Origin of the sequence: Flagellimonas pelagia (genome assembly GCF_003584135.1) — a bacterium.
Lineage (GTDB): Bacteria > Bacteroidota > Bacteroidia > Flavobacteriales > Flavobacteriaceae > Flagellimonas > Flagellimonas pelagia.
In genome coordinates, this window is record NZ_QXFI01000008.1 from 142,406 (window position 1) to 168,404 (window position 25,999).

28 protein-coding genes are annotated in these 25,999 nt (G+C 42.9%); 14 read left to right on the plus strand and 14 right to left on the minus strand.

Annotated features, from left to right (window positions below; all coding sequences use genetic code 11):
* Nucleotides 1-122: 122 nt before the first annotated feature.
* Entirely contained in the window at nt 123-902 is a 780-nt protein-coding gene (locus D2V05_RS01630) for a TlpA family protein disulfide reductase (RefSeq protein ID WP_183114765.1), read from the plus strand.
* Between the two features lie 11 nt (nt 903-913).
* Complete coding sequence (locus D2V05_RS01635; RefSeq protein WP_119645887.1) at nt 914-1,387, plus strand: glutathione peroxidase; 474 nt, start codon at nt 914-916, stop codon at nt 1,385-1,387.
* Between the two features lie 12 nt (nt 1,388-1,399).
* On the opposite strand, the gene D2V05_RS01640 is transcribed toward D2V05_RS01635, so the two are convergent.
* From D2V05_RS01640 to D2V05_RS01660, 5 genes are read right to left on the minus strand one after another with little or no spacing between them, the layout of a single operon-like run.
* Complete coding sequence (locus tag D2V05_RS01640) at nt 1,400-2,443, minus strand: ATP-grasp domain-containing protein (protein WP_119645854.1); 1,044 nt, start codon at nt 2,441-2,443, stop codon at nt 1,400-1,402.
* A gap of 5 nt (nt 2,444-2,448) precedes the next feature.
* Nucleotides 2,449-3,165: an NRDE family protein gene (locus D2V05_RS01645; protein ID WP_119645855.1), complete on the minus strand. Its 717-nt coding sequence runs from the start codon at nt 3,163-3,165 to the stop codon at nt 2,449-2,451.
* Nucleotides 3,153-3,638: a DinB family protein gene (locus D2V05_RS01650; RefSeq protein ID WP_119645856.1), complete on the minus strand. Its 486-nt coding sequence runs from the start codon at nt 3,636-3,638 to the stop codon at nt 3,153-3,155. The genes D2V05_RS01645 and D2V05_RS01650 overlap by 13 nt, the downstream gene beginning before the upstream one ends.
* Nucleotides 3,639-3,640: 2 nt before the next feature.
* Nucleotides 3,641-4,375, minus strand: coding sequence for a LysE family transporter (locus tag D2V05_RS01655; protein WP_147378203.1), 735 nt, complete (start codon nt 4,373-4,375; stop codon nt 3,641-3,643).
* A gap of 7 nt (nt 4,376-4,382) precedes the next feature.
* Nucleotides 4,383-4,835, minus strand: coding sequence for a YHS domain-containing (seleno)protein (locus tag D2V05_RS01660; RefSeq protein ID WP_119645858.1), 453 nt, complete (start codon nt 4,833-4,835; stop codon nt 4,383-4,385).
* Nucleotides 4,836-5,127: 292 nt separating this feature from the next.
* Between D2V05_RS01660 and sqr the strand changes: the two genes are divergently transcribed.
* The 3 genes from sqr to D2V05_RS01675 are packed head-to-tail and all read left to right on the plus strand — an operon-like array spanning nt 5,128 to nt 7,217.
* A complete protein-coding gene (gene sqr, locus D2V05_RS01665; protein ID WP_119641919.1) occupies nt 5,128-6,375 on the plus strand; it encodes a type III sulfide quinone reductase, selenoprotein subtype in 1,248 nt (415 codons plus the stop codon).
* Nucleotides 6,376-6,399: 24 nt separating this feature from the next.
* Nucleotides 6,400-6,708 carry a TusE/DsrC/DsvC family sulfur relay protein gene (locus D2V05_RS01670; protein ID WP_119641918.1) on the plus strand — a complete coding sequence of 103 codons (309 nt, stop codon included), beginning with the start codon at nt 6,400-6,402 and terminating at the stop codon, nt 6,706-6,708.
* Between the two features lie 32 nt (nt 6,709-6,740).
* The gene (locus tag D2V05_RS01675; protein WP_119641917.1) at nt 6,741-7,217 is read left to right on the plus strand and encodes a DsrE/DsrF/DrsH-like family protein; all 477 of its coding nucleotides are present in this window, start codon (nt 6,741-6,743) and stop codon (nt 7,215-7,217) included.
* 121 nt (nt 7,218-7,338) lie between these two features.
* Here D2V05_RS01675 and D2V05_RS01680 read toward each other — a convergent pair whose 3' ends face one another.
* From D2V05_RS01680 to hypA, 5 genes are read right to left on the minus strand one after another with little or no spacing between them, the layout of a single operon-like run.
* The gene (locus D2V05_RS01680; RefSeq protein ID WP_183114766.1) at nt 7,339-9,081 is read right to left on the minus strand and encodes a tetratricopeptide repeat protein; all 1,743 of its coding nucleotides are present in this window, start codon (nt 9,079-9,081) and stop codon (nt 7,339-7,341) included.
* A gap of 22 nt (nt 9,082-9,103) precedes the next feature.
* Nucleotides 9,104-9,787: a leucyl/phenylalanyl-tRNA--protein transferase gene (locus tag D2V05_RS01685; RefSeq protein WP_220473526.1), complete on the minus strand. Its 684-nt coding sequence runs from the start codon at nt 9,785-9,787 to the stop codon at nt 9,104-9,106.
* A gap of 10 nt (nt 9,788-9,797) precedes the next feature.
* Nucleotides 9,798-10,064: a HypC/HybG/HupF family hydrogenase formation chaperone gene (locus D2V05_RS01690; RefSeq protein WP_119641914.1), complete on the minus strand. Its 267-nt coding sequence runs from the start codon at nt 10,062-10,064 to the stop codon at nt 9,798-9,800.
* A 10-nt stretch (nt 10,065-10,074) separates the two neighbouring features.
* Complete coding sequence (gene hypB / locus D2V05_RS01695; RefSeq protein ID WP_119645861.1) at nt 10,075-10,920, minus strand: hydrogenase nickel incorporation protein HypB; 846 nt, start codon at nt 10,918-10,920, stop codon at nt 10,075-10,077.
* Nucleotides 10,921-10,938: 18 nt separating this feature from the next.
* The gene (gene hypA / locus D2V05_RS01700; protein WP_119645862.1) at nt 10,939-11,280 is read right to left on the minus strand and encodes a hydrogenase maturation nickel metallochaperone HypA; all 342 of its coding nucleotides are present in this window, start codon (nt 11,278-11,280) and stop codon (nt 10,939-10,941) included.
* A 160-nt stretch (nt 11,281-11,440) separates the two neighbouring features.
* Between hypA and D2V05_RS01705 the strand changes: the two genes are divergently transcribed.
* The 7 genes from D2V05_RS01705 to hypE are packed head-to-tail and all read left to right on the plus strand — an operon-like array spanning nt 11,441 to nt 20,022.
* Nucleotides 11,441-12,565, plus strand: a complete 1,125-nt coding sequence (locus tag D2V05_RS01705; RefSeq protein WP_119645863.1) for a hydrogenase small subunit — start codon at nt 11,441-11,443, stop codon at nt 12,563-12,565.
* A 10-nt stretch (nt 12,566-12,575) separates the two neighbouring features.
* Nucleotides 12,576-14,309, plus strand: coding sequence for a nickel-dependent hydrogenase large subunit (locus D2V05_RS01710; protein WP_119645864.1), 1,734 nt, complete (start codon nt 12,576-12,578; stop codon nt 14,307-14,309).
* A gap of 13 nt (nt 14,310-14,322) precedes the next feature.
* On the plus strand, nt 14,323-15,075 hold the full coding sequence (gene cybH, locus D2V05_RS01715) for a Ni/Fe-hydrogenase, b-type cytochrome subunit (RefSeq protein ID WP_119645865.1): 753 nt from the start codon (nt 14,323-14,325) through the stop codon (nt 15,073-15,075).
* A gap of 10 nt (nt 15,076-15,085) precedes the next feature.
* Complete coding sequence (locus D2V05_RS01720; RefSeq protein WP_119645888.1) at nt 15,086-15,640, plus strand: hydrogenase maturation protease; 555 nt, start codon at nt 15,086-15,088, stop codon at nt 15,638-15,640.
* Between the two features lies 1 nt (nt 15,641).
* Nucleotides 15,642-17,897, plus strand: a complete 2,256-nt coding sequence (hypF, locus tag D2V05_RS01725; RefSeq protein WP_119645866.1) for a carbamoyltransferase HypF — start codon at nt 15,642-15,644, stop codon at nt 17,895-17,897.
* A gap of 3 nt (nt 17,898-17,900) precedes the next feature.
* On the plus strand, nt 17,901-18,989 hold the full coding sequence (gene hypD / locus D2V05_RS01730; RefSeq protein WP_119645867.1) for a hydrogenase formation protein HypD: 1,089 nt from the start codon (nt 17,901-17,903) through the stop codon (nt 18,987-18,989).
* A gap of 7 nt (nt 18,990-18,996) precedes the next feature.
* Entirely contained in the window at nt 18,997-20,022 is a 1,026-nt protein-coding gene (gene hypE, locus D2V05_RS01735) for a hydrogenase expression/formation protein HypE (protein WP_119645868.1), read from the plus strand.
* Here hypE and D2V05_RS01740 read toward each other — a convergent pair.
* Nucleotides 20,019-20,723 carry an urease accessory protein UreH domain-containing protein gene (locus tag D2V05_RS01740; protein WP_119645869.1) on the minus strand — a complete coding sequence of 235 codons (705 nt, stop codon included), beginning with the start codon at nt 20,721-20,723 and terminating at the stop codon, nt 20,019-20,021. The genes hypE and D2V05_RS01740 overlap by 4 nt on opposite strands.
* Before the next feature lie 188 nt (nt 20,724-20,911).
* Here D2V05_RS01740 and D2V05_RS01745 point away from each other — a divergent pair, with 188 nt between their 5' ends.
* Both D2V05_RS01745 and D2V05_RS19760 read left to right on the plus strand, forming a co-directional pair.
* Nucleotides 20,912-21,670: an amidohydrolase gene (locus tag D2V05_RS01745; protein WP_220473527.1), complete on the plus strand. Its 759-nt coding sequence runs from the start codon at nt 20,912-20,914 to the stop codon at nt 21,668-21,670.
* A complete protein-coding gene (locus tag D2V05_RS19760) occupies nt 21,667-22,026 on the plus strand; it encodes a M20/M25/M40 family metallo-hydrolase (protein ID WP_220473528.1) in 360 nt (119 codons plus the stop codon). The genes D2V05_RS01745 and D2V05_RS19760 overlap by 4 nt, the downstream gene beginning before the upstream one ends.
* A 515-nt stretch (nt 22,027-22,541) precedes the next feature.
* Here D2V05_RS19760 and D2V05_RS01750 read toward each other — a convergent pair.
* From D2V05_RS01750 to D2V05_RS01760, 3 genes are all read right to left on the minus strand, one after another.
* Entirely contained in the window at nt 22,542-23,447 is a 906-nt protein-coding gene (locus tag D2V05_RS01750; protein ID WP_119645870.1) for a helix-turn-helix domain-containing protein, read from the minus strand.
* Between the two features lie 157 nt (nt 23,448-23,604).
* On the minus strand, nt 23,605-24,777 hold the full coding sequence (locus tag D2V05_RS01755; protein ID WP_119645871.1) for an alpha/beta hydrolase fold domain-containing protein: 1,173 nt from the start codon (nt 24,775-24,777) through the stop codon (nt 23,605-23,607).
* Entirely contained in the window at nt 24,777-25,970 is a 1,194-nt protein-coding gene (locus D2V05_RS01760; RefSeq protein ID WP_119645872.1) for a pectin acetylesterase-family hydrolase, read from the minus strand. The genes D2V05_RS01755 and D2V05_RS01760 overlap by 1 nt, the downstream gene beginning before the upstream one ends.
* Nucleotides 25,971-25,999 lie beyond the last annotated feature (29 nt).

Below are 25,999 nucleotides of genomic sequence, written 5' to 3' on the forward strand. Positions count from 1 at the left end.
TTAAAGCAGGATTTATAATGAGATGCCATCTTAGGTCAATTACCAGTAACAGGTTCCTAGGGACTTTTCTTGTTCTTATTTCCCTGAACATTCTTTCTTGTAAAAATGGACAAAAGGAAGAAATGGATGCAGTAGAATCGGAAAATCCTTCTTTAATATCCCAACCATCAACGGAACCAAACGTAATTCTTTCCTCCCAAATTGATTTAGGTGAACTTGAATCCAGTTTTATGAAATGGTGGAACTACCATGCCGACAACATTTCTCTTAACACCAATTTTATTGGAATTGACCAAGACTCAACAGAAATTGATTCAAACCAATTTCTGGATAAACTGGCAACAGGTAAGTTCATCCCCTTAAAAATAAAATCTGTAGATGGAACGGACTGGTATCAATTGCGAGAACTTTCGATGAATGCAAATCAAGATATTGGTAAAACCATCAAAAATGAAGCTCAAGATTTACTTAAAAAACAACGTTTAGTAAAAACCTTATTCCCTGAATTCGATTTCATAGATATAAAGGGAACCCATTTTACGAACGGAAATACCGCGGGCAAAACATTAATCATCAAAACCTGGTTCATTAATTGTGTTGCCTGTGTGGCAGAGTTCCCAGAACTGAATGCATTTGTGGAAAAGAACGAAAACAGCCAAGATTTCATTTTTCTAAGCCTTGCTACAGACTCAAAAGAAGAGCTTCAAAAGTTCTTGGCACGTAAAGAATTTAAATATAAGGTCATCCCTGATCAGAAATCGTTTATTTTAAATGAATTGAAATCCAACTCATACCCTACTCATTTCATCATCAATAAAAATGGAGAAATAGAGAAAATTACCAACAAGGCATCAGAAATGATTTCGTACTTGGAAGGAAACAAAATATCAATGACTAGATAAAAATGAAAACCATGACCTTTTACGACTTTGAAGCAGAACGATTGGACGGCAACATGGAATCCATGGCCATCTACAAGGGTAAGACCGTAATTGTGGTGAACACCGCCAGCAAATGTGGATTGACCCCACAATATGAGGGATTGGAAAAACTGTATGAAACCTATAAAGACCAAGGATTGGTGATCTTGGGGTTTCCGTGTAACCAATTTGGAGGCCAGGAACCCGGCACCACAGATGAAATACAGGAATTTTGCCAGTTGAATTATGGTGTGAGCTTTCCCATGTTTGCCAAAATAGAAGTGAATGGGAAGAATACACATCCTATTTTCAAATACCTTAAATCAGAGTTGAGCGGGCTTTTGGGCAGTAATATCCAATGGAACTTTACCAAATTCGTGGTGGATAAAAAGGGTACTCCCGTAAAACGCTTTGCCCCTATCAGCACCCCAGAATCCATGGAAGATTATATTAAGGAGATTTTGTAACAGATATTTTCATCAGGTTACCCTTAACTGTGCCTGAAGCATTCCATTTGCTTTCAGCATTGCCCTACCATCCTTAAAACTGAGGTACGAATGTCCTTTTTGGTGGTTGAGGATGCTCACTTCGTTCATCATACCCCAGTGTCGCGTAACTTCTCGCCAAGCCCAAAAAAGCGAATGCTCAGGGTCATAAATGTGGGTAGCTTCCCCCCCTGCCCCATTGATTTCGATCACACTGAAATTTTTTCCCTCACACAATTCTTCAAAGGTATTGTAAAGCACATCCAACCGACCATAATGAAAATCTTTCATCGGGCCACAAATGCCGTTGATGGTCTTGACCAAACCTTCATTGATGAGATGGCTGATATCCACAAATTTAGCACCACGGGTGTGACTTCCGTAGGGAACCAAAATAAACTCCTCGCCATTGGCGATTACCTTGTTCAACCCAACCCCAAACTTTCTTTTTAGGGTCTTTAATTGCAAATGGCTTCTCGGATTGCTTTTGATGAGTTCCAACAGTGTGCTTGACCCATCTCCAACAACCGATAGAAACTCCTTGGAGACCACTCCTGTAATCTTCCCCTGCTCTTCATCCGGTTTGCGCACATAGAAAACACCTACTTCTTTCCTGTAGGGAATGAGTTCCTGCACCAAAAAGTTGGAGGGGCTCCATGAAACATAGTTTCGGAACTCATCCTTGTTGTGGATTTTTTCCACACCGAAAGCTTTCATGCCGATATCGGGTTTTGCGATAAAAGGAAACCCAATATCCGATGCCAATACCCTTTCCAAAGCCTTTTCCGGAGATTGGTCCTTGGGAATAAAAACGGTTTTGGGAATAAATTGTGGAGGAATCATCTTATAGATTTCCATTTTGGATTCCATGGCCATGCCGCCATTCTTCATGGCCGGATTGGCCGCATTGAAAAAGAAAAGGGAACGGGCCTTGAAGGAATAATATAACCAAACAGGAAATAATGGGTAATACACCATCCAGAAGGGCCAATATTCCCAATTCGTAATCCTATGCCATATCAATTTTAGGGAATCCATGGGGTCTACAGTATTAGTTGACGGGAAGAAAAAGGAACCTCATAGATCTTATCGTTCAACAGATCCACATGGCGCATCAAGGTTTCTTCCTCATCCAGAACCACTTGGGTAACACTGAATGTTTTCAGGCCAGTTTCCCGATCAATGATGAAACCGTTCTCAAAATCATCATGGTTGTTGGAATGAAAATTCAATACATCCTGTGGTTTGATCAAGGTATTCTCCTTCGTAAATCCATGAAATAACCCAGCCCGATGTTCGATTACAGCATCCTGATAAAGGGTGGCAGAGGACCAAATATGGTTTTGGGACTTGTCCAATGGTCTGAAATATTTTTGGTTGCCATCCCACCTGAACTCCAACAATCTAGAGTTGAACAACACCAAAGTAAAAGGCTCTATCTGACAGAGATCCATCTGCTCCAGCACCCTTTCCGGGTTTTTGGAACTGATGACATCCAAAACAATGAGTCCACGGCTTTTGGCATAGTTTCCATTCGGCAAGTGCCCAACAAAAGCACCGTTCAGCAAAACGGCCACTACCCCTACTTCGTTCACCGCAAACCACGTACCCCCTGCCTTGAGATCTTTCGGGAACAAGACCTTCATAGAACCGATGGTCTCTTCCTTGGGTTCAAGGGACCTCGGGCGGGATATATGTTCATCCCTATTGGAGGTGATCAAATAAGTATCACCCTTTGGTATGAAGCTTACTGTGCACATGTTTCCCTGTATTGCATGGTGGACGGGGCCACTCCAAAAGAATCTGGAAGTTGTAGACTGGTAAAATGTTCAATGCCCACTTTGATAAGAGCATGATGATGAATGGTATGCTCCAAGTTATACATCACTTCCCTAAAATAATTGGAATCCAAACAGGTTTCGGAACCCGCCAGGTCATAGCTGATCTTGATGGTTTTATTGGGACGGTCCAATTGTGCCTGTATGTATTCCAATTGCTCAATGGCAAAGGAAAGGTCCTGTTCAATTTTCAGGTCACGCTCCCTTCGGTCGTAAGAGACATCGGCCGTTTCGTAACCGTTCAACAAACAGAGGTACAGTTCAATAATATGGCGTGTATGTTGCCCAATGGTAGAGTTGGAAAGTACACTACATGACTGTGAATAACAATCCTTTGGAAGTCCCAGCAGGACCTCTTTGAATTGCTCTAAGGTATCCAAGGAAGATTTGAACATGGTTATTGGATTTTGTATTTAGTTCGCTTTTTGATGAATAGGAACAAAAGATAGAAAGAAAATCCAAGGTACATGCACCCCATTAAAAGATTCGTCATCCTATTGTATTGTCCATAATTGTTGAAAATATATTTTCCCGCGGTGATAAAAACACCCAGTGCCGACCAAGTACCCAAACCAATTCCCATTAAATAAAAGGTATGATGGGCACCTGTGGATTGTAAGACACCCCTATTGTCCAGTATTTTGTTCCAAGAAAACCAAAATGGAAGCTGCAGGGGATTCAGAGCACTCAACAAGAGCCCTAAAACAAAGGTGGATTTGATCTGGGGTAAAATCGAAGCTTTGGAGCTTGCCCCAGTAATACTTGATGAGTCCAAAAAACTGGATATGGAAAGGTACAACAGCAAAAGAATGCCCAAAGGCAGTAAAAGACGTACAAGTTGGTCCCCAAATTGCAACCTTTCATGGCCATAAAGGGTAAGCCTAACCATAATGAGTTCCACAAGAACCACCGCCAGTGCAAACCAAAAAGCCGGCATTGCTCCTTGTGCGGCCGAGATATCAAAGGCGGTTAGGTTCAAGGTTCCAAAAGGCAATGCCCCCAAGAAACTTATCAATAACCCAGATAAAAAGACCTTTGCGAGTTGAACCATACCGGAATTTTCCATGAAATGTCCCTTCAAGACCAGTAATGAGTTGAAGGTCACATGCTTTTTTGACGTAAAATCTTCCAAAAAGTTACTAATTCTTGATTTTTTCCCAGTTTACATCTGCTTTGGCTTGCAGGTCATCAGGAGATTCCTTTAGCCAAAGGTTCAGTGTATTGGTGTTCCCTGAATTATAGAACAGGTACAACTTGCCATCCCTGATCTCGAAGGTTTTGGGATTCACATTGACCTTCTTTCCAGAAACGGCCACGGCATAAGCACAGTATCCGCCATATTCGGGCAAATACATTTTGGGTGCAGCTTTGAATTTCTTCAAATTAGTTGCGTTGGAAAACTTGTACTTCACACCATCATACTCGGCAGTAAACTCTTTTTGGCCTTCCAAGGCCTTGCCGTCAAAATAGGAAACCACATCATACCCATTGGCCGCGTAGCCCTTTTTGGTATTGTAGTCGATGCTTTGTGCATGGGTCAGGGCTCCTATCGCCAAGAAAAGAGCTAAAATCGTTTTTTTCGTTTTTTCCATTGTCCCGTAATTAAATTGAGTGGATATGGAAAATTTAGTCCCAAGAGGAAAGTATTCCTTTCAATAAGATTGAAAAAATTCATGAAAACATGCAAATTTCCCCCATCTCCCCTATTTCTCAAAATAGCTTCCCATAAATGCCAAAACCTTCAAAAACAACCACATCAGATTGATTAACAATACCTTATGTAACTTAAGTTACACAAGTTTGTGCCCGAAACTGACAATTGTCATATTCGCCGATCTGCCCTTTGAGTACTTTTACCAAAGTAAATCACACAATCTAGATATCATGAAAAATTTGGTCATACTGGGCGCTGGAACAGCCGGAACGATGATGGCAAACCATCTGATAGGAAAGCTTCCAAAAGATGAATGGAAAATTACCATTGTAGATCAATATAAAACGCACTATTATCAACCGGGTTTCCTTTTTCTCCCCTTTGATATTTATACGACCGATCAGGTCAAGAAAAAAGGATCCAAGTTCATTCCTAAGGATGCTCGTTACATTCAGGAAAAAATTGAATTGATCGTTCCTGAGGAGAATAAGGTCCAACTGGAAAAAGGTGAAGAACTTCCCTATGACATTCTCATCATTGCCACCGGAACCAAAATTGCTCCCGAGGAAGTAGAGGGAATGAAAGGCCCTGAATGGCACAAAAGCGTCTTCGATTTTTATACCTATGAAGGTGCAAAGGCCCTACGTGATAAATTTAGAGAGTGGAAAGGTGGCAAACTGGTGGTCCATATCACCGAAATGCCTATCAAATGTCCTGTTGCCCCATTGGAATTTGCTTTCTTGGCCGATTCCTATTTCAAAAACAAAGGCATGCGGGATAAAGTGGACATCACTTTCGTAACCCCTTTGGGAGGTGCCTTCACCAAGCCTAAAGCAACACAGGCACTTCACCACTTGTTGACCGATAAGGGCATCAAAGAAGTTACGGACTTCAACATTGAGCGTGTGGATTATGAGAACAATAAAATCATTGATTATGCAGAAACCGAAGTACCCTACGATATTTTGGTCACCGTTCCCACCAACATGGGCGATGCACTGATCGAACGTTCCGGTTTGGGGGATGACCTCAACTATGTGCCTACCAACAAGGCGACATTACAGACAGAGGCCCATGAAAATATTTTTGCCCTTGGTGATGCCACCAATCTACCAGCTTCCAAAGCCGGTTCCGTGGCCCACTTTGAAGCGGAGATATTGACCGAGAACATCTTAAGGTATATCAAAGGGGAACCTTTAAAAGAAGAGTTTGACGGACATGCCAACTGCTTTATCGAAACAGGTGATGGAAAAGCCCTGTTGATCGATTTCAACTACACACATGAGCCCGTTGAAGGTACGTTCCCATTCCCAGGCGTCGGCCCCTTGAACCTATTGAAAGAAAGTAGGATGAACCATATGGGAAAACTGGCCTTTAGATGGATTTATTGGAACATGTTGATAAAGGGCATCCATATCCCCTTCGTATCTGCAACCATGAGCGAAAAAGGAAAACATTTTGAAGAAACAGAAGCATAAATTGTAAACCTAAATACTAAAAAAATGGACAAGACAATAGCACAAGCAACAGTTTCCGTGGACCAAGAAGGATATCTAACCGATTTTTCCCAATGGAACAAAGAAATTGGCACAGAGATAGCCAAAGAACAAGGCATTGAAATGACCGATAAGCATTGGGCGATAATCGATTATATCCAACAGAAGTTCAAAGAAGAAGAACCATTGTCCATCAGGGGCATTAAAAAAAGTGGTGTCATAGATATCAAGGAATTCTATGCCCTGTTCCCAGGCGGGCCCTTGAAAAAAGCAACAATGATTGCCGGTATTCCGAAACCAAAGAGCTGTATATAAGGCTTTAAAAATAAAAATTTAAACGCAAGGTCATGAGTGAAACAAAAGTCAAAAAAATGCTCTTTATCCTCTCCAAGGCCACCCTCGAAAATGTCTACGCGGCATTTGTGATGGCCAACGGGGCTCGAATGGAAGGCATTGAATCTGAGATATTCTTTACTTTCTTTGGATTGGAAGCCATTCAAAAGAAAAAACTGGAACATCTCCATGTGGCCACGGTAGGCAACCCTGCCATGCACATGCCCACCATGTTGGGCGGATTGCCAGGTGTTGAAGCATTCGCTTCCAACATGATGAAAAAAGAAATGGAAAAATTGGATATGCCACCTGTAGGCGAGTTTTTGGAAATCCTATCGGATTCGGGATGCAAGCTTTGGGCCTGTAAATTGGCGGTGGAAATGTTCCATTTGGAAAAAGAAGATCTTATTGATGAATTGGATGGTATCCTTACTATTGGCGATTTCTATAGTAGGGCCGATCAAGAAGGAACTCACTTGTTGTTCATCTGATCAAACAGAAAAAAGATACCTTTTTCATATTTAACGGGAACTGGCCAAAAAGTGACCCTTCTGAAATAAAAATCAGAATACACTTTTTGGTCAGTTTTTTATGTTTTGGATTTTCGAAGCCTTACGACAATAATTGCCTCACTTTTTCAAAGTCTTCATGATGGATTCCGTCCCTCTCCAGAATGTCAAAATCCTTCAGGATGATTTCTTGGTACGTCTTACCTTCATCATTGGTTTGATCCTTTAATCCCTCATAAAGTGGCAAGGCCAAATCCAATTGGTTTTGCAAAAGATAGCTGTGGGCCAAATTACATTGCAGGGATTTTGGAGGGTTTTGAAGATTTGGTACATTTTTAATGGTTAGTGCCGATTCATCGAACCGTTTTGATCTTAACAAGAGCCAACCCAGATTGGCATGGGCCAGTGCAAGTTCGTTCCTTAATCGGATGTTACCAGGGTATAATTTGAATTTTTCAGTCAGGAGTTCCATGATCTGTTGTTGAAAAACCAATTTTTCCCCGGGAACAATGGTGCTGTCTATTTCTTCATTCAGTTCCTTGATTTTTCCAAAAACCAAATGCATGGTCAACGCTTCTTCATCAACAGTGTTGAAATATTCCGTATAGTGATTACAATCGTTTTTCATGTTTTTAATGACGGGACGATCGTCGTTGTATGACCGTAAACGCATTTCAACATCGTTCAACAATTCCAATGCCTTTGTTTTATAATCAAAATCCACTTTGGTTTCCAATTCAGCCTGATACAGTTCCACCAAATTCAATGCTGTGGCACAAAAATCCGGATCAAAATTTATGGGTTGTTCAGATGCTAATCGCCTACGTATTTCCAGTGCCTGACCAAAATAATCCATTGCTGGTTGAAATTGCTTTATCTCAAAGTGGAAAAGCCCCAGATTATGGAGTCCTGTGGCCAGATAATGGGTGTATTCCTGTGGTCTGGAATCAGCAAGGCCGTTGTAGAGTGCAACAGCTTGCCTGATATAGGCGATCGCCTTTTCAAAATCCTTCATCTCGGCATGTACAATGCCCATACTGCTCAAGGTAGCCGCCACATAGGGTTGGAAAATATCGTAAGCTTTACCGGACAGCTCTTGGTACACCTGCAGAGCCCTGTCATAATGTTCCAATGCCTTTTCAGGCTCGCCCATCGCATTGAAAGTAACCCCCAAATTATTGAGCACCGCAGCCAAATACGGTTGAAAAGACTCCCCCCCTTCACTGATCAATCCTTCAAACAGCGATAAAGCTTTCAGATATTGCATCTTGGCATCGAACTCATAGAATTCTTCCGTATAAATATTGCCCAACTGATAATGGGCACTGGCCCTCAACGAATGGTACATGTCCTCGGGCAATCGCTCATAAAGTTTGATGGCTTCCTTGTAGTATTTTTTGGCAAAGTAGAAATCGCTCTTCTTGTTATACACCTCAGCCAATGCAAACTGGGTATTGGCCAGATGTGGCGCAACGGTTGTTTGTCCATTATCCATTAGAACGGTAAATATATCCAAGGCGGCTTTATAATTTTCGATGGCCTTTGCCATATCCAATTGGGTATAAATGGCTGCCAAATTGTTCAACAAAGACGCCCTTTCTACTTGATTTTCTGCTTCGGGTCCATTATCGTACAATGCTAGGGCCTCTTCAAATGCGGTCAAGGCATCCTGAGGTTTTTTCATTTTTTGGTATAATCTGCCCAGCACGCTGTTCAGGTGGATTTTTTGTTGGTCATTGGTGGCCAGTTTCAATGCTTCTTGGTAGTTGTCAATGGATTTTTCCCATTCATTTTCCTGTAAAAGCACGTTGGCGTGTTGTATCTGTTCTTCAAATGAGAGGCTCATCTTCTTACTTTTTTTGTATTTCCTAAAACTCAGTGGGAACATCGCGAAAGGTATTCGCGTTTTCCTTGCATAGGCCCACATATTCCAGCCTGGGCATTTCATCGTATTCGATACCTGAAAGAAAAAAAGTTGCCTTTTGCATATCCATCAATTCAAAATTTTGATCTTTCAGTTTTTTGATCAAGTATAGCAGGACGGCTTCATCGGCATGTTCCATGGTGGAGAACACATATTCAACAAAGAACAGTTTTCCAATGGCGACGCCGAACAACCCACCTACCAATTTTCCATCCTTCCACGCCTCGATGGAATGAGCGTATCCTTTTTGGTGCAATTCCATGAACATACGGACCATCCGTTCTGCTAACCATCGATTGTCCATTTGACCATCTATATTGTAGACACTTTGACAACTGCGAAGTACTTCTTCAAAATGGGAGTCGACCCGTATATCAAAATCTTTCAAAAGGGAATCCAGTCGGGATTGGGGTATTTCAAAAGCATTGGGTCTCAATACAATCCTTGGGTCTGGTGACCACCATTTGATATGTTTTAAAGGATAATGCCAATAATAAATACCACTGTTATAGGCCAACAACAATCGCTCTATGGACATGGTGCCCCCAACGGCCAACAGCCCATCAATATCCGCAAAGTATGCTGGTGGAAAAGAAATTTCATCATTTTTGAGCTCAAAATAGGGCACGGTATCAAAATTATGGATTGCTTTCTGGTGGATGGTCCAAATCGTCCAATTCTCCCAATTGTGAAAGTACCTCAAAGGTTTTTTTCGCCTCTTCCTCATCCACAATACTGATGGCCGCCCCCACATGGACCATGACATAGTCATCGACCTTGGCCTCAGGGACCAAAGCTAGGCTCACTTCTTTTTTGATTCCCCCGAAGGAGACTTTCCCCATACGGAAGGTTTCATCAAGTTCCGAAGTGATTTCCAATAATTTTCCAGGTATCGCTAAACACATAACCGTTGTTTTAGTGGTCTTCGGGAACCAACTTCGCATTGGTCTCCAACCATTCATACCATTGCTCCATACCAGTGCCTTTGGTGGCCGATACTTCAAAGAAGACCAAACTAGGGTTCACTTGACGTGCGTTTTTCTTAAGCTCTTCAATATTGGTATCCAAATAAGGTGCAAGATCAATTTTATTGATGATGCAAATATCCGAAGTATGGAACATGTCCGGATATTTGATGGGTTTGTCATCACCCTCAGTGGTGCTCACGATGACCACCCTTTTGTGTTCGCCTAAATTGAACATGGAGGGACACACCAAGTTGCCCACATTTTCGATCATCAATACGGAGTCATTGGCAATATTCAATTGTTTGACCGCGTCATGGACCATATCACTTTCCAAATGGCACCCTTTCCCTGTATTGATCTGCAATACGGGAACATCCAAAGCTGCAATTCGGTTGGCATCGTTTAAGGTTTGTTGATCGCCCTCTATCACATAGAAAGAAATTTTATCCTTCATATCCTTTAAGGTACGCTCCAATAGCGACGTTTTACCAGAGCCTGGCGAACTTACCAGATTAAGGGCAAAGATGCCTTTGGCATCAAAATAGCCCCGGTTTCTGGCCGCCATAATCTCATTCTGCTGTAGAATGTCACGCTCCACCTCCAATACCGTTTTATGATGATGGTCATGATCATGATCGTGGTGATGGTGATGATGTCCATGATGATGGTCATGGGAGTGCTCATGGTCGTGATGGTGATGACCATGGTCATGGCCATGGGTTTCCTTACCAATGGCCGGTGCCAAAATTTTGGCTCCATTCTCTTCGCTTCCGCATCCGCAAGTACCGCACATATTTCAAGTTTTTTTGATTTATACTACCTCCAGGGCTTTAACTCTCAACTCTTTGCCTTGTATTATACCTTTAAAACTACTGCCACAATTTGGGCAGGAATCGTAAAAATGTTCAATTTCAAAAACCGTATCGCAATCCGCACATTGGCCCAGTCCCTCTTTCACGTCGATTTTTCTTTCTGCGCTTTCGAGTACCGTATTCTTCACTGCCGCCGGCCATACAAAATCCAAGGATTCAAACTCCACACCTGCTAATTTGCCGATTTCCAACTCAATTAAGGTGACCTTTTTGGCCTTGGCCTTTTTGGTCTCATCCTCGGCAATCTTTACAATACCCATGGCTACCGACAGTTCATGCATGACATTTATTTAAGTCCTGAATAAGAGGAACATAAGACACAATATTATCCAAAATATAATTCCAGCAACATGACTTTTGTCATATGAATCCCTGATTGTAATATCTACATTTAGTGCTAAATCCCTGAAAAATCAATATTTAGGTTTAAAATTTTGGGTCATGGCACTAGAAAAATCAGTAAAGGAAACCTATTACGAAAGCATCATCAAGCAGGGTTACAGCAGACGTGATTTCATGAAGTTCGCCACCTATATCGCAGCATATATGGGTTTGGAGACTTCCATGATCGGTCAGGTAGCCAAATCCCTGGAAAACACGTTCCGAATCCCCGTGATTTGGGAACATTACCAAGAATGTACTTGTTGTAGTGAATCGTTCATCCGGTCCGACCACCCGATTGTTTCGGATATCATTCTGGATAAAATTTCACTGGACTATACATTGACCTTGATGGCCGCATCTGGACATCAGGCTGAAGCCGCCAAACAGGCCACCATGGAAAAATACAAAGGGGAATACATCCTCTGCGTAGAAGGTTCCGTGCCTCTGGGCGATGATGGCAACTATTGCTGCATTGCGGGTAGGTCCGCAAAAGAACTTCTGATCGAGGCCGCCGAAGGGGCGAAAGCAATCATAGCTTGGGGTAGTTGTGCTTCCAACGGATGTGTGCAAGCCGCTTACCCCAACCCAACACAGGCCACCCCGATACACAAAATCATCAAGAACAAACCCATTATCCGGGTTCCCGGCTGTCCTCCCATTGGTGAGGTCATGGCAGGAATCATTGTTCACATGATCACTTTTGGCCGATTGCCAGAGTTGGATGGCCTAGGTAGACCAAAAGCATTCTACTCTAAAAGGGTACACGACTCCTGCTACAGAAGACCCTACTATGACGCCGGTCTTTTTGCCGAAACCTTTGACGATCAAAATGCCAAAGACGGCTATTGTTTGTACAAAGTGGGATGCCGTGGTCCAATGACCTATAACTCTTGCGGTACTATCAAATGGAACAATGGCGTTAGCTATCCAATCCAATCAGGACACGGATGTATTGGCTGTAGTGAAGAGAATTTTTGGGACAACGGACCTTTCTACGAAAGATTGACCGGTTTGGCCGGATTTGGTATTGAAAGTTCTGCCGACACTATTGGTAAAGTAGCCGCCGGAGTGGTAGCAGGTGGTTTAGCGGTGCATGCCGTTGCCGCCAATATTTCCAAAAGGAAAGAACTGAAAAGCAGGACTTCCCGTGGCATTCAGAATGAAAAGAAACTAGAGTCTTAATAAGATCATCATGGCAAATAGAATTGTTGTTGACCCTATTACCAGGATTGAAGGGCACTTGCGAATAGAAGTAGAGGTGAAGGATGGTAAAATAACCGACGCCTATAGTTCAAGTCCCATGGTTCGGGGTCTGGAAAATATTGTAAAAGGAAGAGATCCCAGGGATGTTTGGGCATTTGTGCAACGCGCATGTGGCGTATGCACCACGGTACACGCCTTGGCTTCCGTAAGGTCGGTTGAAGATGCCTTGGGCATAGAGATTCCACCAAATGCAGAAATGGTACGGAACATTATGGAAGGTGCCCTGTACATGCACGACCATACCGTACACTTTTACCATCTTCATGCCCTGGATTGGGTAGATGTGGTAAACGCACTAAAGGCAGATCCCGCTGAAACTTCCAAACTGGCACAGAGCATCTCCAGTTGGCCCAAGAGTTCTCCTGGTTATTTTTCCGATATCAAAAAAAGGATTACCAGATTTGTGGAAAGTGGGCAACTGGGCATATTTGCAAACGGTTACTGGGGCCATCCCCAAATGAAATTGCCCCCTGAAGTCAACCTTTTGGCAGTTGCCCACTATCTGGAAGCCTTGGAGTGGCAGAAAGAAATCGTAAAGGTCCACACCATTTTTGGTGGTAAAAACCCCCACCCCAACTATCTGGTAGGTGGTATGGCCTGTGCCATCAATACGGAAAGCCCTGGAGGTATCAACGCTGAGCGATTGGCCTATGTGGGAAGATTGCTCAAAGAAGGAAAGCAGTTCATTGAGCAGGTCTATATCCCAGATTTATTGGCCATTGCCTCCTTCTACAAAGATTGGGGAGCTATTGGCAAAGGATTTGGCAATTACATGGCTTATGGTGACTTCCCAACCAATGGCTATAGTGATATTTCCAGTTTTAAATTTCAGCAAGGTGTTATTTTGGATAGGGACCTCTCCAAGGTATATGACGTAAACCACAGAAATAATGATATCGCTGAATTCATAAACAATTCTTGGTATGATGACTATGCTGAAGGTAAAGACCAAGGCAGGCACCCATGGGATGGTGAGACCAACATCAACTATTCAGGTCCAAAACCACCCTATGAAGAATTGGATGTCAGCCAGAAATACAGCTTTATCAAAACACCTCGTTGGCAGGGCAAACCTATGGAGGTAGGACCATTGGCCAGACTCTTGGTAGGGTATGCAAGAGGCAACAAGGAAATTCAGGAAGCGGTGAATGGTGCTTTGAGCCATTTGGACTTGCCTGTCGATGCCCTTTTCTCCACTTTGGGAAGAACAGCGGCCAGGGGTATAGAAACCCAATTGGTGGCCAATTGGACCATGGAGTTTTATGATACCTTGCTACTGAACATCAAGAACGGGGATACCCGAATGGCCAATATGGCTAAATGGGAACCCGAGTCATGGCCAACAGAATGCAAAGGAGTAGGTTTTTCAGAAGCACCAAGGGGTGCCTTGGCCCACTGGATCAAAATCAAAGAAGGTAAGACCGAAAATTATCAATTGGTGGTTCCTTCTACTTGGAATGCCTCACCCAGAGATCCCAAAGGACAGCGTTCGGCCTATGAATCCACACTGTTGGACACCCCAGTGGCAGACCCTGAATTACCATTGGAAATCATCAGGACCATCCATTCATTCGACCCCTGTATAGCCTGTGCAGTGCATCTATATGATGAGCACGGAAAGCATATTTCACAAGTACAAAACGTTTCGAGCTGCGAAATCTAGTAAATCATGGATCATGCAAACACGAAAATTTAGACGGGTATATGTTTGGGAGCTTCCGGTTCGGTTTTTCCATTGGATCAACGCGCTCTCCATCATCATATTGGCCATAACAGGATTCATCATTGCCAATCCACCGGCCATATTGTCCAATAGGGAAGCAAGTGATATTTATTGGTTCGGTACAGTCCGTTTCATCCACTTTGCTACGGCCTATGTATTCTTTTTCAATATGGTCATGAGAATTTACTGGTCGTTCGTGGGTAATAGATTTTCCAGCTGGCGTGCCTTTTGGCCTTTCAACAAAAAGATGTGGCATAACTTTCTACATGTCATTAAGGTTGATGTCTTTTTGGCCAATGAGAAAAAACCGGATATTAAGGATATTAGCATTGGGCATAACAGTGTGGCGGCCATATCCTATGTGATTTTGTTCCTTTTGGCATTGGTACAGGTATTTACCGGTTTCGGCCTGTATTCTTCCACCGCAAGTTGGTGGCTGCCCAAAATGTTTGCTTGGGTAGTTCCTTTCTTGGGAGGTGATTTTATTGTCAGGACCATTCACCACACCACCACGTGGCTCTTCATATTGTTCACTTTGATCCATGTGTATTTGGTGTTCTACCATGACTGGCTTGAAGGAAGAGGCGAAGTTTCATCCATGTTCGGAGGCTATAAATTTGTCTGCGACGAACGACTCAAACAATTGGCTGAAGATGAAGAAATAGAGGCTCCCGTAGATGAGGAAGCCATGGAAATTATTGAGTAATACCCACAACATGGAGCAATCAACAAATACCAAATCGGATTTGGCAAAAAAGCCTATTGCCATAAGCAGTGATGCCTTTTATTTTGAAAAAGATAAGTCCAGGTCCATTTTGGTATTGGGTGTTGGCAATTACTTGATGGGCGATGAAGGGGTCGGCGTCCATTTGATACAACACATGGATATGATGGAACTACCGAACTATTTGGACATTTTGGATGGTGGAACGGGTGGATTTCTATTGTTGAACTGTTTTGAGAGTTACAACAAGATCATCTTTGTGGATGCCACCATGGATGGTCAACCAGAAGGGACCATTTCCCTCATCCGGCCCAAGTTCGCCAGCGACTTTCCTTCTGCATTGAGTGTTCATGACGTGGGGCTCAAGGATATGATTGAAGCGGTATACCTCATGGAAACCCAACCAGATTTGTATCTATTCACCATATCCATAGAAAAAGTGGAACCCATGACCACGGAATTGGCGCCAAAAGTTGAAAAGGTTATTCCCGAGGCAATCGAACAAATTATGGACTTGGTGGATACCCTGCACCATCAAATTTCATAAGGTGTCCAAATCTTTCAAGATCATAATGACCGGTCGCGTGCAAGGAGTTGGTTTTAGACCCCATGTGTTCAACTTGGCCCAAAAATTTGGTTTGAAGGGTTCCGTATCCAATAATGAAGAAGGTGTAATCATTTATCTTTCTGGTGAATTCGAGAAAATCCAGCAATTTTATAAAACGCTCATACAGCAACCTCCAAAATTGGCCAAAATAAGGGACCATTATCTATCTGAAATCACACACAGAACATTTGATGGATTTTCAATAGTTCCGTCCCAAACGGAAGGAAAATTGAATTTACAGCTCACCCCGGATTTTGCCATTTGTGATACCTGCAAGGAAGAGATAACCGACCCGAACAACAGACGCTACCACTACCCCTTTGCCACCTGCGTGAACTGCGGACCCCGCTGGGCCATTACCAACAAGTTCCCGTTTGAAAGGGACCATACCAATATGGCTGTTTTTGAAATGTGTGATTCGTGTGTGACGGAGTACCAAGATTCTTCGAACCGTAGGTTCCATTCCCAGACCAATTCCTGTTCACATTGTGGTATTGAACTAAAATTGACCGATGCCAAAGGAGATACTATTTCAGGGGAAGATGCTATCCAAAAAACCGCAAGCTTCATCAAGGATGGAAACATTGTGGCCATCAAAAATACCAGTGGATACCTTTTGTGTTGTGATGCGACGAATCCTCTTGCCATCCAAAAGCTACGTGAACGAAAACGAAGACCTACCAAACCTTTTGCGATTCTATATCCTTCCCTTTCGTTATTGAAACAGCATTTGAAGGTCTCCAAAATACAGGAAGAAATCTTGACCTCTCCGGAAAGTCCCATCGTAATCATTCCAAAAACCGATTTGGACGGAAACTTGGCCGTGGAGGAGCTGGCGCCCCATTTGAACCAACTGGGCATTATGCTCCCCTACTCTGGCATTTTGCACTTATTGGCCACCGAGCTTGGAATCCCGATTGTGGCCACCAGTGGCAATATTCATGCATCGCCGATTATTAGTGATGCGGATATGGCCCACCATGAATTGGCGGAAGTGGCCGATTATTTTTTGAACCACAATTTGGAAATCACCAATCCACAGGACGACTCCGTGGTCAAGTATAGCAATCGACTCCATGAAAAAGTCATTTTTAGACGATCTAGGGGGCTCAGTCCAAATTTTGATGCCGAGGTAAAAACCGATAAAAAAATATTGGCCATGGGCGGTCACCTGAAAAGTACATTGGCCTTTATCCCCAACGACTACCTATACATTAGTCAATACTTGGGAAACTTGGATCATTTTGATGTGTATGACCGTTACATGAATACCGCGGCCAAATACACAAAATTGTTTGAGGTACTTCCCGAAACTATCCTTGTCGATAAACATCCTGCCTACAATAGCACCCTTCACGGCATGGAACTGGGAAAAAAATGGAACATCCCAGTAGCCTCAGTTCAACATCACAAGGCCCATTTTGCTTCGGTTTTGGGAGAACATGGGCTCTTTGATCGAAACACTCCCATTTTAGGTGTGGTTTGGGATGGCACAGGCTATGGGGATGATAGCCAGATTTGGGGAGGGGAATTTTTCACATATCATCACCAAGCCATGGAACGTGTCGGGCATTTTGAATATTTTGATTGGCTGGCCAGCGACAAAATGGCCAAGGAACCTCGGATATCCTTTTTCTCTTTGGCAGATGCAGCAATGAATGAAGAAATCCAACAAAAATTTTCCAAAGAAGAAATTTCCATTTATCGTCATTTAAAGAAAAAAGAATTACTCAAAACCTCTTCCGTGGGGCGACTCTTTGATGCCGTGGCATCCCTTTTGAATATTTGCGACTTGAATACCTATGAGGGGGAAGCTGCCATCCTGCTCGAAAACCAAGTCCATCAATACCTATTGGAAAATTGCACTTCCTATATCAGTGAAATAAACGACGGAATCGTGCCCACCCATCTCCTTTTTGCAAAAATCCATCATGACTACAGAAGTGGAAGGGACAAACAAGAAATCATAGTTGACTTTCTCTTCACCTTGACCACCATGGTCATTAAAATGGCAGAACAACAGAACATCAAGGAAATTGCCATGAGCGGCGGCGTCTTTCAAAATACGGTTTTGGTTGATATGATCAAGGAACTGGCGGGAAGTGAATACAAACTCTATTTTAATCGTAACTTAAGTCCAAATGATGAAAATATCTCTTTTGGACAAGTGGCATACCATCAATATATAAAGCATTGAAAGATGAAGTATTTGAGCGAGTATAGAAATCTGGAGGCTACCAAACGCTATTTGGAACTCATTGAAAAAACGGCCATCAAAACTTGGAACATCATGGAAATCTGCGGAGGGCAGACCCATGGATTGGTGAAGAACGGTATCATCAACCTACTTCCGGAAAACGTCCGGATGATCCATGGCCCTGGTTGCCCTGTTTGTGTAACGCCCCTCAACCTAATTGACAAAGCGGTGGAACTTCTGGAAAACGGGGTCATAGTTTGCTCTTTTGGGGATATGGTCCGGGTACCTGGTAGCAAAAAGAGCCTTTTGGAGGCCAAGGCCAACGGTGGTGACCTTCGCATCCTCTATTCGCCAATGGAAGCCGTCAATATTGCCAAGCAAAATCCAGATAAAGAGGTCGTGTTTTTCGCTGTGGGATTTGAAACCACGGCACCTGCCAACGCCCTTTCTGTTTTGCACGCCAAAAAAGAGCAGGTGAAAAACTATTCCATATTGGTGTCCCACGTATTGGTGCCTCCTGCCATGGAAGGTATTTTGGGCGATGAGTTCTGTACCATCGATGCCTTTTTGGGGGCGGGGCATGTGTGTGCCATCATGGGAATGAAAGAATATTATCCTCTTGTAGAAAAATACAAAATCCCCATTGTGGTGACCGGATTTGAACCTTTAGATCTGGTTCAAGGTATTTATATGGCTTTGGTCCAATTGGAGAAAGGAGAACACAAGTTGGAAAATCAGTATGCACGGGTTGTACGGGAAGAGGGAAACTTGGAGGCCCTCAAAATCATTGCATCGGTTTTTGAGGTAGGTGACCGTGAATGGCGCGGCATTGGAACCATCCCCGACAGCGGTTATGTACTGAAACCTCAATTCCGGGACTATGACGCGGAATCCAAGTTTGGGGTAAGCTCCATTACCACACCAGAAAACTCCGAATGTATTGCCGGACAGATTCTAAAAGGTATCAAAAAACCCCATGAATGTCCACAATTTGGTAAGGCCTGCAATCCTTCCAACCCGTTGGGTGCACCCATGGTTTCATCAGAAGGTGCCTGTGCCGCCTATTATCATTTTTCGAACCACTTAAACTAACAACGCCATGAACAAGATAGATTTAGGATACGACTCCATTAACCTCGGCCATGGTAGTGGGGGTTTAATGACCCGTGACCTTTTGGATAAGATTATTTTTGAAACGTTCAGTAATCCTTACCTCGACCAAAAACACGATGGTTCCATTATTAAAATGGATGGAAAAATGGCCATCTCCACCGACAGTTTTGTGGTTTCCCCCATCTTTTTTAAAGGAGGTAATATCGGGGACTTGGCGGTCAATGGTACGGTGAACGACGTGGCCATGTGTGGGGCCATCCCTGAATTTTTATCGTTGGCCTTCATTGTAGAGGAAGGATTGGCCATTGACGATTTCATCAAGATTGTGGAGACCATTAAAAAAAACGCCGACCGGAGTGGGGTCAAGATCATTACTGGGGACACCAAAGTGGTGGAACGTGGCAAGGGCGATAAGATTTTCATCAACACCACGGGATTTGGCAAGGTGCATCCCAAGGCGGACATCTCAGCCAAAAAAATTAAACCGGGTGACAAGATCATCATCAGTGGTCCCATTGCGCAACACGGCATGGCCATCATGTCGCAAAGGGATGGTTTGGAATTTGAATCGAGCATAGAGAGTGACACCACCAACCTGAACTTCTTGGTAAGTAAACTTTTGGATTCCTTCGGCGACAAAATCCACTTGTTCCGAGATCCCACCAGAGGAGGTTTGGCCAGTGTCCTTTCTGAAATTGCCAGTGACATCCATATGGGAGTGAACATCACCGAGAGTGCATTACCCATAGATGATCAAGTGGCCGCTGCCTGCGAGATGCTAGGACTTGACCCCCTATTTGTGGCCAACGAAGGTATTTTTGTGTCCATTGTCGACCCGGAAATAGCATCTGAAATGATTGAATTGATGCAAAAGGATGACAAGGGACAAAGAGCCATTTGTATTGGAGAAATTACCGAAGAACATCCAAATAAAGTGGTCATGCACAGTGTCATTGGGGGCAAGCGTATGGTAACCCCAATGATCGGGGAGCAATTGCCAAGGATTTGTTAGGTACTGAAAATCCAGTAAATACCAATGACCAGGGCAAAAAGTCCGCCCGCAAAACGGATTCCATTGAAAAAAATCTCGTTGTGACCATTCTTTACCACTGAAGATACTTTCCCGATGACAAAGGCAAAAGTGATCATGGCCACCAATATTCCAATGGCAAAGCCGATGATATAGGCAATGGAATCGGACTGTGTTTCAAAGCCCAAAACAGGCAGGAACAGCAAAAAATGGGAAATCCCGGCCAATCCGTGCAAAATTCCAATGGAAAATGAAGCAAAATTGTTTTGCTTTAATGCTTCTGAATGTTGGTGATGGTGTGTAGGATTATGTTCGTGTTTGTGCTCATGTGAGTGGATGACCGGGGCATTCTCCGTATGCACATGTAAATGTTTATGGTGCCTTCTCTTTTTGAAAATCCGATATAAAGACCAACAACCTATGCCTACCAACACCACACCCACCAATTGCTCACTGTATTGGGAAATCGTATCCACAGGAATGATTTCCTTGAAAATGGCAAACAATAACCCAATGGCAATCATGCCCACCAAGTGCCCAATACCCCAGAACAGCCCTATTTTCCAAGCCTTTCGTTTGGATTCGATGGCAAAGGGAGCGACCGCCGCCAAATGATCGGGACCAGCAATGACATGTAGCATGGAGGCTATTAAACCAGCGGTCAACGGAAAGGTTGTATCCATGTAATTTTAATGGAATTTATACCTATAAATTTACGAAATTTTATATGGTTAAATATCAAAAAACTACTCCACACGACCTTCTCCAACGTCATTTTCAGAATATCATTTTGGCTATCTTTATTGAGTCAAAAATTGGTCAATTCCACATCGATATGCAACCAAACATTCCTTTGGTCCATCCAGAAATTATGAAACTGAGAAAGGAACTGCACACCTATCCTGAATTGTCCGGTCAAGAATATGAAACCGCAAAAAGGATACGGCAGTTTGCGGAAAAGCATGCCCATACAGCTCGAATTGAAACTTTTGGGAAAACTGCCATAGCTATCATTTATGAGTTTTCAAAAAAAGGGGAAACCATTGCCATCCGATGTGAATTGGATGCCTTGCCCATTGTAGAAGAAAACGAATTTCAGCATAAATCGGTCAATACTGGGGTTTCCCATAAATGTGGTCATGACGGCCATATGGCCATGGTTTCCGGGTTGATTTTCTGGCTGGAAGCACAACCCATCCAAAAAGGGAAGATCATCCTGCTCTTTCAACCTGCCGAAGAGACAGGCAAAGGAGCACAAATGTTGGTGCATGATAAAAAATTTGAAGCCCTGGGCATCGATTACGTTTTCGCGCTCCATAACATCCCAAAGGAACCTATCAACAGCATCATTATTACCCCAAGAGGGTTTTCTGCCGAAGTACAAAGTGTTATCATAAAAACCAAGGGAAAAGAAGCCCACGCGGCCGAACCAGAAAACGGTATCAATCCAGCCTTGGCGATATCAAAAATCATTGGGGAAATGGCTCTCCTAAATCATGTAGACCCTCATCTTGATGACTTTGCGGTGTTGACCCCTGTTCACCTGTTGATGGGCGAAAAAGCTTATGGCATTTCCCCTTCAAGTGCCGATTACATTATACCATTCGCACTTGGGACAGTGCGCAAATGACCAATCTCACCACCAAAATTGAAACCTTGGTGGAACAAATCTGCCGAATGCACAAACTGGACTTTAACCTGGAATGGCTTGAATATTTCCCAGCAAGCATCAATGATGTTGAATGTAATGATCGAATCCATGAAGCTGCCTTTGAAAACAGCTTGGAAATCATTGATAAAGACCATCCGTTTAGATTTGGTGAAGACTTTGGGTGGTACTCCAAAAAATACAAAACAGCCATGTTCGGGCTAGGCTCTGGAATTGATTCCCCTGCCTTGCACCATGCCGATTATGATTTCCCTGATAAGATCATAGACACCGGAATCCGAATGTTCACATCTATTATCCAGAATATCTTGAAATAGACTTATCTATTCCGTCTGTCATTTTCGGATTGCTGTAAGTCTTTAAAATACCAGAAAATCAAAAAGCCCCACTTACAAATTCAAGTAACCTTGATTTGACGTGAAGCTTTTAATTTTTATGTGAACTCGACAGGACAGAATTCAAACTTTTTGAAGGAGGATATTGAAATTATTATCAACGAATCAATTCATATTAGAAGTGCTTGATTTTAATAGCATAAACACCTTGATTCCCCATGGTCGCATTATCTGAAACGGGTTAAATACCTTCGCTTTGTTAATGACCCTGTAAAATTTTATACATCTTAGCAACAATTCAACAAATTACATTATAACATAGATACAAAGGTCCACTTAAAACTAATCTTTTGTTTAATTTAAATATCGTTATTCAGTTGTTTAATAATTCTTTTGTCATGCTCAATTTTAACCTGTGGAGGTGGTATATTATGTCCAGCGTTTCCATTTTGGCCCAAGAACATTAAATATAAAAATCTAACTATCATACAGCTCCTCTAGGAACCAAATAGGCCTTTACATACTCTGTCTTCGCTAGGGTTCATGCCATGGAATTTTTTATAGAGCGAGGCGAAGTAGTGGCGATTGGAGTATCCGATTTCCTGACAGATTTCATATATGGGCAAGTCGGTACTATCAATCATCTGTTTGGCCTTTTCCATTCGTCTCTTGATAATGAATTTCCTGACAGGTAAGCCTGTGACCGTGCGGAAACATTTCTTAAGATCACATTCATTGATGCCGGATTTACGACTCAATTCCTTAATAGTCATTGTTTTTGATAAATCTTCATTGAGTATATGAAGTGCTATTTTTACACAATTCAATTGATGGTCGTTGACTCCTTCGAAGTGCTGGTCGATTTCCTTTCTGCATAGGAACTCACTCCAAAAATGGACAAATTCAAGTATTTTGCTTTCGAGGAGCATGATGTTACGGGTATCTTCATGGTCGATGGAGAATACGTTTTCAAGTAGTTTTATGATGTTGCTGTCGAGACAGTATTTTTCAAATTGGGAATGGACCTTGTTTTTGGCGGCGGGTAAAAATTTTTCTGGGATAAAAATCCTCATACCATCTACTTTGGTTGTCTCGAATTCGAACTTTTCCCTATTTTCGATGGCACATGATTGTATCTCACCATTGGCCCCTATCCTAAAATCGACAAATCCTTTTTTGCCGACTGGATCATCAGAATAGAAGAGGGTTTCTTCCTTAAAACTCCATTTTCCCCTAAAGAAGTGGATATCATTTCTTATGAATAGATGTAGGGAGCCTTTCCCCAGCTCCTTCGGCATGGACAAAAGATTTGAATTCCATGCCTCTTGATTGGAGAACCCATAATTGGCAATCAGGGCATTTCTAAACTTTACGGGATTAATGTAAGGCAATATCAAATCCATGACATTTGTTGTCTATTTGGTAAAAAAACTTAATATACTAAAAATAAGGTAGATATTCATCTGTATTATTAAATTATATTAAATAACAAGTATTGATAACTGGAAGATGTCTGAAAGCAGAAAAGGTTTTTTAATAGGCGTTCATGGTCGGGTTGAGTCAATGGGAATCCATGAGCTTGTTTTTTGTTAGGAATTTTTCCATCGCCTGCCATTTTATCTGCCCGCTCAGACTGTTTGCGTTTGCTTCAAAACTATGCTCACCGAATGGCACCTCCTGATATGAGATGGGAACTTGAAGCCGTTCTGCCTTTCGGAGCAGTTTTCGGGCTCCTTCAATTGGTACAACATGATCACGGGAACCTGTGATGATAAGTGTTTCTGGTAGACCCTTGTGCAAGGAATTGACGATATCCAACCTTTTATAACGCTCGGGAAATTCATCAGGGGAACCCCCGACAAACTGTATGGCATTGGAGCGCATGTCCAACACCCCCTGACCTGCCATCTTCCACATCACCGTGAAATCGACAGGGGGGAAAATCGCAATGATGGCTTTTGGCGACACAGGCTCTATTTGAGAATAGGGTGTAATATTACCATTGACTAGGCCGTAACCTGCCTGAATGACTAGACCGCCACCTGCAGATCCTCCGTAGAGAATAAGTTTCGACGTGTCCACATTGAATTTTTGGGCGTTCTCGACCACGTAGCTTACAGCTGTAGCTATGGCATTTGCAGCGGTTTCCCAGGTGTGCATATCATCGGTTGCCAATGGATAGTCAACATCAAAAACTGTAAAACCTTTTTTGGTGAACCATTCATGGTGCCGGTCATCAGTACGAGATCCAGCCACATAGCCCCCACCATGTACCTGTATGACGGGAATGGACCTTTTTGCACCTTCGAAAGGCCTATAAACATCCAATAAATATTTTTTCCCATCCAATTCCAGATAAGAAAAGGTCTCATGCGGTCCCTGCACCCCAAAGTTGGTTGACAATGCCTGGGTGAACGATAAGGGAAGTTGGTGTTTAAAAGCGGTGCGGTAGAGTGTGGCAATGACAAAAACCTGTGCCACGAACAAGACACCTGTTCCATAGAACAAATATTTTGTCAATTTAGCGGATTTTTTCCTGAAAACTAGGAATGCCAGACCCAAAAAAACGAAAATCACAACTAGAATCTGCGCAGAATAATGCGATTGCAACAGACCGGTATAACCACCAAGATACATGGGCCAATTGGCAAATGTGCCGAATAACATCAGTGCAAATACCAAAACAGCAGGCACCATTAAAATAGCATAGGGTATATATAAGAATTTCTTCATCAATATTTATTTTTGGCATACAATAAATCGCTACCCGCCGATATGTGCTCATCATCCAATATATTTTTTCGCAGCCAATCAATGTATCTCAAATCGTTCGACCTACAGTGATATAAGCTGGAATCGGACCCCAGCAAAGTATGTGGGGTAGCCACTTTTTCCGAATCGTACCTACAATTGGTCAAAAAATACTGATAATCGATATCCGAACTATCGAGTCGCTGGATTGATGCCTTCATGTGTTCCGACCATTCATAAATATACCCCGTATCATTGGTCTGGCGATGGTTCAGGGATGCATAGAACCTTGGTAAGATAACATCGTACAAGGTATGGCTATTCAAGTGCTTGATCCTTTCATTGATCGAATCATAACGGTTGAGCAGCGCATCTGCATAGGCATCATTGCCGATGTCAAATTTAAGCAACGACCGACTGTCGCTTTTCCAGACCGAGTTCAAGATAGTGAGCCATCGGTCGGATGTGAGCTGCGATCCATCCGACAATTGATAGATGCTCTGAAGGTCTTTGTAATGTTCTGCCACCGCGGGTGCCCAATAGGCCGAGGCAAAGCCACCGGCGCTTTCACCTGACACCAATATTTTCTTTGGGGCCTTAAAGTTGGTATACACCCAATCCAAAGCGGTCAAAACATTGTTCCTACCATTATGGTGCACTTCCATTTCACTACCATCCGCTTCATAAACAGTGGTGGTGTTCCCGATATGGAAATCGCCCGTACAGTAGGGGATATAGACGATGTTCCAATCCTTGAACGGGTTCTCCTGTTCCTTGTTGTTAAAGATGCCGCTCAAAAATTTATACTGAAAGTCGAGTTCGATGGGAAAATAAAAGGCCTTAAGATCTTTGGAGTCTCCTTCGGTCAAGGCCTTGTATAGGGTGATGGGCCTGGTACACGTATTATCGTCCCAGCAGGCACCTCCCCCTGAAAAATGGACAATGACATTATCGGATTTACCTTTCCGAACAAAGATGAAATACTCCGACCCATCGCTGCACATGGATTCGTTGCCCATGTCAACGGTGTGCCAATGACTGTCTTCAATGTCGGAAAAATAGGAAACACTACCCGGTCGGGCCAACCATATAAAGTAAGAGTATAAAAATCCGATTACTAGAACCATCAATAGGGTCAGGGACGTCCATTTCAATATTTTTTTCAATCTTTTCATTGGATGTATCTGTTTTAATATCTGATTGG

Coding starts and splice junctions, on each gene's coding strand:
- D2V05_RS01745 (WP_220473527.1), top strand. CDS start 20,912: ATGAAACTGAGAAAGGAACTGCACACCTATCCTGAATTGTCCGGTCAA.
- D2V05_RS01675 (WP_119641917.1), top strand. CDS start 6,741: ATGAGTGAAACAAAAGTCAAAAAAATGCTCTTTATCCTCTCCAAGGCC.
- D2V05_RS01680 (WP_183114766.1), bottom strand. CDS start 9,081: ATGAGCCTCTCATTTGAAGAACAGATACAACACGCCAACGTGCTTTTA.
- D2V05_RS01720 (WP_119645888.1), top strand. CDS start 15,086: ATGGAGCAATCAACAAATACCAAATCGGATTTGGCAAAAAAGCCTATT.
- D2V05_RS01635 (WP_119645887.1), top strand. CDS start 914: ATGACCTTTTACGACTTTGAAGCAGAACGATTGGACGGCAACATGGAA.
- D2V05_RS01740 (WP_119645869.1), bottom strand. CDS start 20,723: ATGGATACAACCTTTCCGTTGACCGCTGGTTTAATAGCCTCCATGCTA.
- hypE (WP_119645868.1), top strand. CDS start 18,997: ATGAACAAGATAGATTTAGGATACGACTCCATTAACCTCGGCCATGGT.
- D2V05_RS01660 (WP_119645858.1), bottom strand. CDS start 4,835: ATGGAAAAAACGAAAAAAACGATTTTAGCTCTTTTCTTGGCGATAGGA.
- cybH (WP_119645865.1), top strand. CDS start 14,323: ATGCAAACACGAAAATTTAGACGGGTATATGTTTGGGAGCTTCCGGTT.
- hypD (WP_119645867.1), top strand. CDS start 17,901: ATGAAGTATTTGAGCGAGTATAGAAATCTGGAGGCTACCAAACGCTAT.
- D2V05_RS01630 (WP_183114765.1), top strand. CDS start 123: ATGGATGCAGTAGAATCGGAAAATCCTTCTTTAATATCCCAACCATCA.
- hypA (WP_119645862.1), bottom strand. CDS start 11,280: ATGCATGAACTGTCGGTAGCCATGGGTATTGTAAAGATTGCCGAGGAT.
- D2V05_RS01760 (WP_119645872.1), bottom strand. CDS start 25,970: ATGAAAAGATTGAAAAAAATATTGAAATGGACGTCCCTGACCCTATTG.
- D2V05_RS01750 (WP_119645870.1), bottom strand. CDS start 23,447: ATGGATTTGATATTGCCTTACATTAATCCCGTAAAGTTTAGAAATGCC.
- sqr (WP_119641919.1), top strand. CDS start 5,128: ATGAAAAATTTGGTCATACTGGGCGCTGGAACAGCCGGAACGATGATG.
- hypB (WP_119645861.1), bottom strand. CDS start 10,920: ATGTGCGGTACTTGCGGATGCGGAAGCGAAGAGAATGGAGCCAAAATT.
- D2V05_RS01645 (WP_119645855.1), bottom strand. CDS start 3,165: ATGTGCACAGTAAGCTTCATACCAAAGGGTGATACTTATTTGATCACC.
- D2V05_RS01755 (WP_119645871.1), bottom strand. CDS start 24,777: ATGAAGAAATTCTTATATATACCCTATGCTATTTTAATGGTGCCTGCT.
- D2V05_RS01670 (WP_119641918.1), top strand. CDS start 6,400: ATGGACAAGACAATAGCACAAGCAACAGTTTCCGTGGACCAAGAAGGA.
- D2V05_RS01650 (WP_119645856.1), bottom strand. CDS start 3,638: ATGTTCAAATCTTCCTTGGATACCTTAGAGCAATTCAAAGAGGTCCTG.
- D2V05_RS01705 (WP_119645863.1), top strand. CDS start 11,441: ATGGCACTAGAAAAATCAGTAAAGGAAACCTATTACGAAAGCATCATC.
- D2V05_RS01710 (WP_119645864.1), top strand. CDS start 12,576: ATGGCAAATAGAATTGTTGTTGACCCTATTACCAGGATTGAAGGGCAC.
- D2V05_RS19760 (WP_220473528.1), top strand. CDS start 21,667: ATGACCAATCTCACCACCAAAATTGAAACCTTGGTGGAACAAATCTGC.
- D2V05_RS01690 (WP_119641914.1), bottom strand. CDS start 10,064: ATGTGTTTAGCGATACCTGGAAAATTATTGGAAATCACTTCGGAACTT.
- D2V05_RS01640 (WP_119645854.1), bottom strand. CDS start 2,443: ATGGATTCCCTAAAATTGATATGGCATAGGATTACGAATTGGGAATAT.